Annotated in this window: 15 protein-coding genes; all 15 read left to right on the top strand. The window is 38.7% G+C overall.

Going from position 1 to position 11,965, the window contains the following annotated elements:
* Positions 1-9: 9 nt before the first annotated feature.
* Positions 10-1,407 (top strand): F0F1 ATP synthase subunit beta, encoded by a 1,398-nt coding sequence (gene atpD, locus CVS81_RS02560; RefSeq protein WP_002939420.1) that lies wholly within the window; start codon positions 10-12, stop codon positions 1,405-1,407.
* 18 nt (positions 1,408-1,425) lie between these two features.
* Entirely contained in the window at positions 1,426-1,815 is a 390-nt protein-coding gene (gene atpC / locus CVS81_RS02555; RefSeq protein ID WP_002939398.1) for an ATP synthase F1 subunit epsilon, read from the top strand.
* Positions 1,816-2,400, top strand: coding sequence for a MotA/TolQ/ExbB proton channel family protein (locus CVS81_RS02550; RefSeq protein ID WP_051282749.1), 585 nt, complete (start codon positions 1,816-1,818; stop codon positions 2,398-2,400).
* On the top strand, positions 2,401-2,799 hold the full coding sequence (locus CVS81_RS02545; RefSeq protein ID WP_107964995.1) for a biopolymer transporter ExbD: 399 nt from the start codon (positions 2,401-2,403) through the stop codon (positions 2,797-2,799).
* Position 2,800: 1 nt separating this feature from the next.
* Positions 2,801-3,748: a TonB C-terminal domain-containing protein gene (locus CVS81_RS02540; RefSeq protein WP_012001335.1), complete on the top strand. Its 948-nt coding sequence runs from the start codon at positions 2,801-2,803 to the stop codon at positions 3,746-3,748.
* Positions 3,749-3,772: 24 nt separating this feature from the next.
* Positions 3,773-5,029, top strand: a complete 1,257-nt coding sequence (gene tolB, locus CVS81_RS02535) for a Tol-Pal system protein TolB (RefSeq protein ID WP_009294339.1) — start codon at positions 3,773-3,775, stop codon at positions 5,027-5,029.
* Between the two features lie 64 nt (positions 5,030-5,093).
* Positions 5,094-5,600: an OmpA family protein gene (locus CVS81_RS02530; RefSeq protein ID WP_002939415.1), complete on the top strand. Its 507-nt coding sequence runs from the start codon at positions 5,094-5,096 to the stop codon at positions 5,598-5,600.
* Positions 5,601-5,613: 13 nt separating this feature from the next.
* Positions 5,614-6,456 (top strand): tetratricopeptide repeat protein, encoded by an 843-nt coding sequence (locus tag CVS81_RS02525; RefSeq protein ID WP_002939416.1) that lies wholly within the window; start codon positions 5,614-5,616, stop codon positions 6,454-6,456.
* Positions 6,457-6,511: 55 nt separating this feature from the next.
* Positions 6,512-7,096, top strand: coding sequence for an FKBP-type peptidyl-prolyl cis-trans isomerase (locus CVS81_RS02520; RefSeq protein ID WP_234399512.1), 585 nt, complete (start codon positions 6,512-6,514; stop codon positions 7,094-7,096).
* 9 nt (positions 7,097-7,105) lie between these two features.
* The gene (gene fabD, locus CVS81_RS02515; RefSeq protein ID WP_107964993.1) at positions 7,106-8,035 is read left to right on the top strand and encodes an ACP S-malonyltransferase; all 930 of its coding nucleotides are present in this window, start codon (positions 7,106-7,108) and stop codon (positions 8,033-8,035) included.
* Complete coding sequence (locus CVS81_RS02510) at positions 8,032-8,715, top strand: 5'-methylthioadenosine/adenosylhomocysteine nucleosidase (RefSeq protein ID WP_021093455.1); 684 nt, start codon at positions 8,032-8,034, stop codon at positions 8,713-8,715. Before fabD ends, CVS81_RS02510 begins: the two co-directional genes overlap by 4 nt.
* Positions 8,712-9,470, top strand: a complete 759-nt coding sequence (locus tag CVS81_RS02505; protein ID WP_103597313.1) for a tRNA 2-thiocytidine biosynthesis TtcA family protein — start codon at positions 8,712-8,714, stop codon at positions 9,468-9,470. Before CVS81_RS02510 ends, CVS81_RS02505 begins: the two co-directional genes overlap by 4 nt.
* Positions 9,471-9,604: 134 nt before the next feature.
* Positions 9,605-10,324 carry a Cj0814 family flagellar-dependent secreted protein gene (locus tag CVS81_RS02500; RefSeq protein WP_199907139.1) on the top strand — a complete coding sequence of 240 codons (720 nt, stop codon included), beginning with the start codon at positions 9,605-9,607 and terminating at the stop codon, positions 10,322-10,324.
* An 89-nt stretch (positions 10,325-10,413) separates the two neighbouring features.
* Entirely contained in the window at positions 10,414-10,707 is a 294-nt protein-coding gene (locus CVS81_RS09830; RefSeq protein WP_199907138.1) for a hypothetical protein, read from the top strand.
* Positions 10,708-10,776: 69 nt separating this feature from the next.
* The gene (locus CVS81_RS02495; RefSeq protein WP_107964992.1) at positions 10,777-11,958 is read left to right on the top strand and encodes a Cj0814 family flagellar-dependent secreted protein; all 1,182 of its coding nucleotides are present in this window, start codon (positions 10,777-10,779) and stop codon (positions 11,956-11,958) included.
* The last annotated feature ends 7 nt before the right edge of the window (positions 11,959-11,965 follow it).

Here is an 11,965-nt window from a genome sequence, read left to right as displayed (position 1 = left end):
GGAGTATGAATGAAGGGTGTTATTAGTCAAGTTATGGGCCCTGTGGTCGATGTTGACTTTAATGACTACTTGCCGAAGATCAATGAAGCTATAGAAGTTTTCTTTGAGGTTGAGGGCAAGAAACATAAACTAATATTAGAAGTTGCTGCTCACCTAGGTGATAATAGAGTTAGAACGATCGCTATGGATATGAGCGAGGGTCTGACTCGTGGCTTAGAGGCTAAAGCGCTTGGTGCACCTATAAGTGTGCCGGTTGGCGAAAAAGTTTTGGGTAGAATTTTTAACGTAGTTGGCGATTTGATCGACGAGGGCGAGGGTATAAATTTTGATAAGCACTGGTCTATCCACCGCGACCCTCCTCCATTTGAAGAGCAAAGTACAAAGAGTGAAATTTTTGAAACTGGTATCAAGGTAGTTGATCTTCTAGCTCCTTATGCAAAGGGTGGTAAAGTTGGTCTATTTGGTGGTGCTGGTGTTGGTAAAACAGTTATTATTATGGAGCTTATCCACAACGTTGCGTTTAAACATAGCGGTTATTCTGTATTTGCAGGCGTTGGTGAGAGAACTCGTGAAGGAAACGACCTTTATCACGAAATGAAAGAAAGTAACGTTTTGGATAAAGTTGCCTTGTGCTATGGCCAAATGAACGAGCCACCAGGAGCAAGAAACCGTATCGCGCTAACTGGTCTTACAATGGCTGAGTACTTCCGTGATGAGATGGGACTTGACGTTTTGATGTTTATCGATAACATCTTCCGTTTTTCTCAATCAGGTGCAGAGATGTCAGCTCTACTTGGACGTATCCCGTCAGCTGTTGGTTATCAGCCAACTCTTGCAAGCGAGATGGGTAAATTCCAAGAGAGGATTACATCAACTAAAAAAGGTTCGATTACCTCTGTTCAAGCTGTTTATGTTCCAGCTGACGACCTTACAGACCCAGCTCCTGCAACTGTTTTTGCTCACCTTGACGCTACAACAGTTCTTAACAGATCGATCGCAGAAAAAGGTATCTATCCAGCTGTTGATCCACTTGATTCAACATCAAGAATGCTCGATCCTCAAATTTTAGGAGCAGATCACTATAAAGTAGCTCGCGGCGTTCAAGCTGTGCTTCAAAAATATAAAGACCTTCAAGATATCATCGCTATCCTTGGTATGGACGAGCTTAGCGAAGAAGATAAGCTAACAGTTGATAGAGCAAGAAAGATAGAAAGATTCTTGTCTCAGCCATTCTTCGTTGCTGAAGTATTTACAGGTAGCCCTGGCAAATACGTAAGTCTTGACGAAAATATCGCTGGCTTTAAGGGAATTTTAGAAGGTAAATATGATCATCTACCAGAAGCAGCATTTTATATGGTTGGAAATATAGATGAGGCTTTAGCTAAAGCTGAAAAACTTAAGGCTTAAATTTAAAAAGGAAGCGTAATGGATAAATTACATTTAGAGATCGTAACTCCTCAAGGTCAGATATTTAATGATGACGTGAGTAGTGTAGTGCTTCCAGGTAGCGAGGGTGAGTTTGGTGTTTTGCCAAACCACGCCTCATTAATATCTCTTTTAAAAGCAGGTATTATAGATATAGAAGATAAGCATAAAAAGCATGATGTAGTTGCTATTAACTGGGGCTATGCAAAGATCGATGAGGGCAAAGTAGTTATACTAGCTGACGGTGCGGTCTATGTCTCTGGCAATAGTGAAAGCGAACTTGCAAATTCATTAGAAGCTGCTAGAAATTTGATAGAGAGTATGAGCAGTGATACAAATGCTTTTGCAGCAACTATATCAAAAATGGAAAATGTAGTGAGAGCAAGATAAGTGGGCGGAATAGATATATTTTTAAATTACATTCAAAGAAGTAGTTTTATTACAATTATAGTTTTAACTTGGTTGTCAATATATTTTATAGTTAGTTTTACAATTCTTTTTTCAAGAATGGCTGGCATAGGAGCTTGGCAAAAACGCGAGCAAAATGCGCTTGAAGCATTGCTTATGGGCGCTAAAAATATACCAAATGACTCATCTTTAAAGAAATGTGCAAGTGGTAGAATTTCGAAAGAAAAGCTAAATGTTTGCATAAGCATTGCCGAAAAAAATGCTACAAGTGGGCTTACATGGCTTAGTGTAATAGCTTCTACTTCTCCATTTATCGGTCTTTTTGGAACAGTCGTATCTATCTTGGAGACATTTTCACAGCTAGGAAATGGTACAGGCTCATCTCTTGGAGTTATAGCCCCAGCTATTTCAGAAGCGCTTGTCGCTACTGGATGCGGAATTTTTGTTGCGATCCCAGCATATACATTTAACTTGCTTATAAAAAGAAAAGCTTACGAACTAATGAGCGTTATCGAGCGTCAAGCTGACGTTATGATAGCACTTAAAAAAGATGACGAGACGTTATAGATGGCTCTTAAATTTGACGACGAAACACCAGAGTTAAACATAACGCCTCTTGTTGATATCATGCTTGTTTTGTTGGCTATTTTAATGGTTACAATGCCAACTATAACATATCAAGAAGATATAACATTGCCAGATGGCTCAAAGGCAAAAACATCTACGTCTAAACAAAAAGATCTTATAGTGTCTATAAATGCACAAGGACAAGTTAGAATAGCTCAAAGCACAATGAGCCTTGCTGAACTTCCAGATAACATTGCACTAATGAGTGCAAAATATGACAAAACCTCGCCTATATACATAAAGGCTGATAAAAATTTAAAATACGATGATGTTATGTTTGTATTAAAGACTTTAAAAGGTGCTGGTTTTAATAAAGTAGCTTTAGAGACAAACGGTTAAGATGCCTAATAAAGTTAAATTTCCAACGCTTAGTTCATTTTTTGTAGCGTTTTGTATTTACATTATCATTGTGCTTGCTTTGTTTATAAAGCTTACTTTTTTTAGCGAACCTCCTAAAAAATATACTGATGACAAAGATGCTATTATGGACGTAGTTATGGTTGATAGAGAAGTTGACCAAACCATAAAAGCGCCAAAACAAGCAAAAGAGGTCGTAAAAGAGACAAAACCAGAACCTAAAAAAGAGTCAGAAGAAGACAAACAAGAGACTACAAATAAACCTGTTGTGCCAGATGAGCCATTGCCAACCCCAAGCTTGCCAACTCCTCCAAAAGAAGAGCCAAAACCTGAGCCTAAAAAACCAGAACCAAAGCCTGAAATCCCAAAACCTAGTGAAGAGCCTAAAGAGGATGTTAAGCCAGAGCCAAAACCTGAGCCTAAACCTACGCCAAAGCCAGTTGAAAAGCCAAAACCAAAAGAGCCAAATATAAAAGATCTCTTTAGCGACATAGACTCGACTAAGCTTAAAAAAGATGATGGTATAAAAAAAGCTGAGAATAAAGTGCAAAGTCGCAAAAAAAGCGAGGCTTCTAGCTCAAAAGCTGCAAAAGAGGCTAGCGACATCATCAAGAGCCTAAAGATAGATCAAAACCCAACAGCTCCAAAGTCACAAATGACCGGCACTTATGATCCATTGATGGGTGCTATAACAAAACAAATTCAAAGAAGATGGCAAAGCTATAAAGCTGACTCTGCAAATCTTGCCAAAGTAAAAGTTATGATAGATCAGAGTGGAAATTTTAGCTATGAAATTTTAGAGCTATCGTATAATGAAGAGTTTAATGCAAAGGTAAAAGAGTGCTTGGAAAAGCTTACTGCAGAGAAATTTCCATTTAATCCAGACAAAAGTACTACTTTTAATTTAAATTTAGAAGATAAAATAAACTAAAATTTATAAATTTACGGAGTAGAGATGAAGAAAATTTTTCTTTTTTTGTGCGTTGCTCTAGGGCTTTATGCTGCTGATGCGACGATATCTGTTATCAACCAAGGTGTTGCTTTGCCAAAGATAGCTTTGCAAGATGCAACTACAGCTGTTAGTGATGCAGGCTTTAAAGATAAATTCTTTAAGATTATGCTAGGTGACTTGAAAGTTAGCTCAGACTTTGAGGTTATCGAAGATCACGTGCCTTCAACCTACGAGGGAACAGCAGCTACAAATACAATGAGCGACAAAGGTGTTGAACTTATTTTTAGATATGCTCTTGAGGGTTCTATGGGCTCACCTCTTACTTTAAGAGTAAAACTCATTGATGCAAAGACTGCAACTACAAGGTATGAGAGAGTCTATAACATGCCTGATGGTGCAAAGTATCCGTTTTTGGCACACAAGAGTATAGTTGAGCTAACAAATGAGCTAAATTTACCACCAGTTGGCTGGATGGAGAAATTTATCATCCTAGCAAAATACACTTCAGCTCGCCAAAGCTCTATTATAGTGGCTGATTACACACTTACATATCAAAAGACAATAGTAAGTGGCGGTCTAAACATTTTCCCTAAATGGGCAGGCGCTGATCAGAGTAAATTTTACTATACATCTTATGTAAATAACAGACCAACTTTGTTTAGATATGACCTAAATTCAGGCACTAAAACGAAGATAATAGATAGTATGGGTATGCTTATAGCATCTGATGTTAGCAAAGATGGAAGTAAAATTCTATTAACTATGGCTCCAAAAGATCAACCAGATATTTTCATCTATAATACAGGTAGCAAAAAATTAACTCAGATAACAAACTATCCAGGTATTGATGTAAATGGAAATTTCGTAGATAATGACAGCAGAATAGTTTTTGTTTCAGATAGACTTGGGTATCCAAACATCTTTGCAACACCTGCAACTTCAGGCGGAAGTGTTGAGCAAATGGTATTTCATGGCAAAAACAACAACTCAGTAAGTACTTTTGAAAACTATGTAGTTTATTCAAGTAGAGAGGCTAGTGGTGGCTTTAATATCTATCTAATTTCAACTCAAACTGATTTTATTCGCCAGCTTACAGCAAATGGTAAAAATAACTATCCAAGATTTTCAAGCGATGGTCAAAGTGTCGTTTTTATCAAAGAACTTGGCGGTCAAAGCTCGCTTGGCGTTGTTAGATTAAATGAGAACAGAAGTTTCCAATTTCCACTAAAAGTAGGTAAAATTCAATCTATTGATTGGTAATATTCTGATAATATTTAAAAAAAATATGTTATAATTCGACCAAATTTTTCAAAAAGGATAAGGAATGAAAAAAGTAGTTCTAGCAAGTGTTGCAGTTGCAACTTTATTGTTGAGCGGTTGTAGCTCTAAAAACCCTGAAGTTGATATGAATGCAAATTCAAATCAATCTGCAGATAACTCAGGTAGCATGAGTGATGCTGATAGATTAGCAGCTCTTATCGCTAACATCGAGAGCCAAGTTAAAAGTGTATACTTTGACTTTGATAAATTCAATATCAAAGCTGACCAACAAGGCGTTGTTAGCTCAAATGCATCAGTATTTAACCAAGCTGACGCTCAAGCTCTTTCTATAAAAGTAGAAGGTAACTGCGACGAGTGGGGTACAGATGAGTATAACTATGCTCTTGGTCTAAAACGTGCTAAAAGTGCTAAAGACGCTCTTGTAAGAAATGGCGTTAGCGCTGATAGAATCGCTGTAGTAAGCTTTGGCGAAAGCAACCCAGTTTGTACAGACAAAACAAAAGCTTGCGACGCTCAAAATAGACGTGCAGATTTCAAAGTACTTCCTTAATCTGTAAGTAATAATGAATAAAAAAATAATCATTGCGGCTCTTCTTGGAGCCGCTTTCTCTATAGGTTCAGCTCAAGAAGTTTCAGCATTTGATGCAGGCAATATGGATAGCGCAAATCCATATGGACTAACAGATGATGAAAAGGCAACTCTAAGCAACAAAAGAAGCGTTCAAAATATTGAAGAAAACATGGATAATGTTTCAGAACAACTTCAAGGTTTGCAAAGCTTGATCGAGAGCATGAGTGCTAGGATGAACAAGCTTGAGCAAAGAATGAACGATATCGAAACCAAAGTCAATGGCGGGATAAGCGATTCTGGTGTAAGTTTGACATCATTAAAAGCTTATGTTGATGAGACTAGGGATATACAAGATAAAAACTATAAAAATATTACTGCTGCCTTAAATAAACTAGGCGCGATAATGGATAAAAACGCTGCTCAACCAAAGCAAAATGCAAATCCAAAACAACAAAATAAGCCAACTTCAAATTTTAGTGGCAAAAGTGACAAAGACATTTTAGCTGATGGCATTAAGCTTTTAAATTCTGGTAATAGTACAGAAGCAGCTGAATATTTTGAATATTTAAATAAAAAAGGCTATAAAACTGGTGCTTCAAATTATTATTTAGGTGAAGTTGCTTATAGTCAAAAATCATACAGTACGGCCATACAATACTATAAAAAAAGTATACAAAGTGAAGATAAGGCTGACTACACTCCAAAACTTTTGTATCACACAGCTATAAGCTTTGATAAGATTGGTGATACTCAAAGTGCAAATAGATTTTATAAGGCTTTAAAAGTAGGCTATCCAGATAGCAAAGAAGCCAAAGCCGCTCCTAACAGAAACTAAAATTTACTCTTTTTTAGATATAATCTCACATTAATCAAAACTAAATTCCAAGGAGATTATTGTGAGTAAAGATCAAGTTATAACAATGTTTTATGAGCTAAAAGATGCTAATACTGGCGAAATTTTAGAGTCAAATATGCAAGAAGGTGGTCAAATTTCTTTTATTACAGGACATGGTCACATTATAGAAAAGCTTGAAGAAGAAGTTAGTAAACTAAAATCAGGCGACAAAGCTACTATAAATATCAAAGCAGCTGAGGGTTGTGGCGAATATAATAAAGACGCCATCCAGTCACTTCCAAAAGAGCAATTTGCTGGTATAGACCTACATGAGGGCATGGAGCTTTTTGGTCAAAATGAAGATGGATCAAGCGTTCGCGTCATCGTTAAAGAGATCAAAGATGACGAAGTAACAGTTGATTTTAACCACCCATACGCTGGCAAAGACTTGCTATTTAATGTTGAAATTTTAGAAGTTAGAGACGCAACTGAAGATGAAAAAGCAACTGGCATGGTAGCAGGCGCTCACACTTGCGGTTGTGGAGGACATGATCATGATCACGAGCATGAGTGCTGCGGCGGTCACGGACATGGCGAAGGTGGTTGCGGTTGCGGTGGTAACGGACATCACCACCACTAAGAAGTCAAAATGAAAAAATTTGCTTTTATTTTTGCGGGTCAAGGCTCGCAAAGTGTTAGCATGGGGAAAGATTTTTATGAAAATTTCTCTTCGGCAAAACTTCTATTAAATGACGCTTGCAACGATACAGGCATTGACTTTGAAGAGCTTTTATTTACGCAAAACGACAAGCTAGATAAGACAGAATTTACTCAGCCTGCCATCGTTTTAAACTCGCTTATGAGCTATCTAGCTTTTAGCGAGGGCATAAAAGCTAAGCCAGAGTTTAGCCTAGGTCACTCGCTAGGAGAATTTACAGCCCTTGCGGTTAGTGGTGCATTTAGCTTTGTTGAAGCGATTAGACTTGTAAATTTACGTGGTAAATTTATGCAAGAAGCCTGCGTTGGCAAAGACGCCGGCATGATGGTAGTGCTTGGACTTAGCGACGAAGTCGTTGAAGGGATTTGTAAAGAAGCTCAGGATGAGGGCTTGCAAATTTACGCTGCAAACTACAACTGCGATGGTCAGATAGTTGTAGCTGGCGTGAGGGCTGATCTTGCTAAATACGAGGCAAAATTTAAAGAAGCAGGTGCAAAAAGAGCGATGCTTTTAAATATGTCAGTAGCTAGCCACTGCCCGATACTTGAGCCAGCTAGTGTTAAACTAGCAAACGAGCTTGAGGGCGTTTTGGCTGCGAATTTTGCCCCAGTCGTTTCAAACGTAAATGCAAAAATTTACACTGATAAAAACGAAGCGCTAGTTCTTTTAAAAGAGCAGCTAACGCATCCAGTTCGCTACAAGCAAAGCATTAAAAACTACGAAAACGAGGTTGATTGCTTTATCGAGCTAGGTGCTGCAACACTAAAAGGCATAAACAAAAAGATCACAGAAAAACCGACATGCAGCGTCACTGACATGGCGAGCCTTGAAGAGGTTGTGAAGATTTTGGAGGAGAGATGATAGCGATACTTGGAGCGATGCAAGAGGAGATAACGCCGATCCTTGAGATGGTTGGCGAGTATAAAACTACCGAATATGCAAATAATAAATTTTATGAAGCAAACTACAAAGGCAAAGACCTAGTCATCGCCTACTCGAAGATCGGCAAGGTAAATGCGGCGATCACTGCGACCTTGATGATAGAGAAATTTAAGGCCTCAAAGCTGCTTTTTACAGGCGTTGCTGGCTCACTTGATGAGAGCTTAAAGATAGGCGATATGCTATATGCCACTAGCCTTGTGCAACACGACCTTGACATCACGGCTTTTGGTCATCCATACGGCTTTGTGCCAGGAACTAGCATCTTTGTAAAAAGCGATGAGAGCCTAAATGAGCTAGCTAAAAATGTCGCTAGCAAAAAGGGCATGAGCCTAAATTCAGGCATCATCGCAACTGGCGATCAGTTCATCTGCGACAACGAGAAAAAAGAGTGGATCAAAAAGATATTTAACGCGAGTGCTACCGAGATGGAGGGTGCGAGCGTTGCGCTAGTTTGCGAGACGCTTGGTGTGCCATTTTTCATCCTTAGAGCCATCAGCGACGGAGCTGGCAATGAGGCTGAATTTGACTTTGATAAATTCTTACAAGACTCAGCAAACGTCAGCGCTAAATTTATCCTAGAAATGGTGGAGAGCTTATGATAGAGCTTAGCAAGAGACTGCTTAGGCAAGTTGGTCAGACAAACGCTAGATATAAGATGATAGAGGGCGGAGATAAGATCTTGCTCGGCCTTAGCGGCGGCAAAGATAGCCTCGCACTCGCTCACGTGCTAAAGCACATCCAAAATGTCACGCCTGAGAAATTTGAGTTTAAAGCGGTGACGCTAAGCTACGGCATGGGCGAGGACTACGCGTATCTTACCAAGCACTGCAATGAGCATGGCATAGAGCACGAGGTGATCGATAGCTCGATATTTGAGATATCAAAGGAGAAGATACGCAAAAATTCTAGCTTTTGCAGCTTTTTCTCGCGCATGAGAAGGGGTTATCTCTACACCTATGCGCTAAAGCACGGCTTTAACAAGCTCGCGATCGCTCATCACTTGGATGACGCAGCAGAGAGCTTTTTTATGAATTTTACATACAATGGCGCGCTTAGGACGCTTGCTCCAAAATACAGAGCCAAAAATGGCATCGTCGTGATCAGGCCATTTATCTTTGTGCGTGAGAGACAGCTTCGCGAAAATGCGATCAAAAATGAGCTAAGAGTTGTTGGAGATGAGGCATGTCCTGCGATGAGATTTGACGTGAAGATGCCACACGCTAGATATGAGACCAAGCAGCTTCTAGCAAATTTAGAAAAAGAAAATCCAAAGCTCTTTACATCGCTTAAAGCAGCATTTGAAAACATCCACACAGATACATTTTTTGGTATCAATGAAGGCAGTGAAGAGTAAATTTAACTCTTCATTTTTGCTCATAAAGTTAAATTTAAAACCAAATTTCTTACAACCACCAAAAGTCACAACTCATTTTGAAACAGGAACGCTCCTTGCTTACTAAATATAAATTTGATAAGCAAGGATGAAAAATGAGCATTTTTAGTGTTAGCACGCAAAAGTATAGCTCAGTAGCTACTGAGGCTAAAGCAAGGAAACTTCAAAAAGAGCAGTCCGAAAGTGCCAAATTTCAAAACGCTCTTGCAAATAATGAAAAAACAAAAGACATTGCACAAAATTTACAAAGACTTGAGCTTACAAAAGATACGCAGCAAAGCATTTATAGCGTGAAATTTAAAGATAAAAATGAGCTTGGCTATCAAAGCGACAATGCTGGCTTTATGGACGCTAACTTTAATAAAGCAGCCGGCTTGCCGCAAGACTTTAAGCTTCACAAAAGCACGATAAAAGAGTTTTTAAACTTCGCAACAAAGCAAAATAACATAAATAGCGTCCTTTACAGCAACGCAAGTGGCAAGCTTTTTAACAATGACGTCTTTGAAAATATCGACATAGCAGACACGATAGGTCAGTATTACGCTATCTTTTCTCAGGTAATGGGCAAGAGTTTAAACAAAGATAGTTTTACAGATAGCGACCTAGCAAGCCTGCCCAAAGGCTACATCTCGCAAGGTATGAAAGGCATCGATTTTAACGCAGATTTGAGCGATAGATCAAATATTGACTTTTTAAATAGTCGCAAAAACGAGGTCGTGACAAACATCTTTAGTAGCGAAGATGAAATGAAGCTCGCATCAAATTTAAGCGAAGATCTAGCAAAGTTAGGCATAAAAACGAACCTAAAAAGCTAAATTTTGCAAATTTAGAGCAGGAAAACACTGGTGGCTTTAGCCCAGACCTCTCTTACTATAAAACGGAGTCTGGTTACAAAAAAGAGGCTTTGTTTATTAGCTTTTTAAAGTCAGAAAGTCCTGCGATCCTAGAGGGCGGAGAGACTGCGCTAAAGCCTGAAGTCTTGCTAAACAACGCTTTTATCGCTGCCCAGACGAAGGATCATAGAAGCAAAAGCTTGAGCGATGTGGCTACTCTTAAAAAGCTAGCAGAAGATAGAGAAAATTTTAAAAATTTAGTGCTTGAGCTACTAAAAAATAGCACCCTAAAGCCAAGCGAAGATAATATCAATTTAGCTTTTGACGAGCTAAATCAAATTTACGCCCTAGGCAGGCAAAAGTAGCTAAATTTACTAGGTAAATCTTTTTACAAAAAAGACGATATCTTTAGTATGAAGCTAAAAGGATATTAGATGATAAACGCACTTGGTAGCTACCCCTTAAATTTAGAGCAGAACATAAAGGTATCAACCAAAGTTGCCACCAAGCAAACAAGCTCTGAGGTTTTAGGCTACAAGGTAGATAAGGATGGCTACTTTACAGATGAGTTTAATAAGCAAGCTGGCATACCAAGTAATTATAAAATCCACTCAAGCACGCTGGAGTCGTTAGTAAGGATAGAGACGCAGTCTGACTATATGCAAAGGACTTTTGATAGCATCGACATACTAAAAACCGTAAATAATGCCTACAAAATTCTCTCCCAAGTCGTTGGCGAAGACACACTAAACTCAAAAGATAGCTTTAGCTTAGATGAGATAAGAAATTTCCCTCAAGGCTTTTCTTATAACCGCCAAAGTATGCAAGTAACCAAAATCCATAACTCCATTCATGAATTTGGCTCGGCTGCGGCTGATTTTAACGGCAAAGAGTCAAATAAGCAGATGATAAGCACGCTTTTTTTCAACCCAAGCTTTAAAGGAGGAGACGGCAGACAGCCACTAAAGCCAACAACAGATATCTTTAACAACAACAATGGCGGCAAGGAGAGTGTGGGAAGTGGTGTATTTATGGATCCGCATGGAGAGAAATACACTAATAAAGATGGCTCAATAACTAAAGGCGGACTTATAGCAGCCGTTATAAACAACAACCTTGATGTAAGAGAGGGCGAGACAACAGCACAAGGCAAAAGAGAAGGCTATGATAAGAGCATAGATAGTAAAGAATTTAATAGGGCATTTGAGCTGTTTGAACTTATGGGCGAGATGAAATTTGGACCTGGCTTTATAAATGCTACTGATAATGACATAGCAGGTATGCCTAAATATATGCAAGACTACATCAGATCTAAAAGAGACTTTGTCTATATCGACTTAGAAAGTGGCTTTGTCAGCACTCCTGAAGATAGGCGTAGGGGATATGAAGAAGACGAACTCTCATTTAAAAAGATGATGGAGCATAATATAAAAATGCTAAAGCTTCTTTTTGGTGAGATAGACAAGGATGGCAAAAAGAGCAAAGACTTTATGGATAGCTTTTTGAAATTTAGCATGCCACCTTTAAATTTAGTAAAAGAGCTAAATGAAAATCCAGCTGGAAAATATCTAGTAGATATGCTTGGTATAAAAAGAGATGTTGATATAAAGGCGTAAGGGGGAG

It is taken from the genome of Campylobacter concisus (genome assembly GCF_003049065.1).
GTDB lineage: Bacteria > Campylobacterota > Campylobacteria > Campylobacterales > Campylobacteraceae > Campylobacter_A > Campylobacter_A concisus_BE.
The sequence above is the reverse complement of the archived record's forward strand: the minus strand, read 5'-3'. Positions and strand labels throughout refer to the sequence as shown.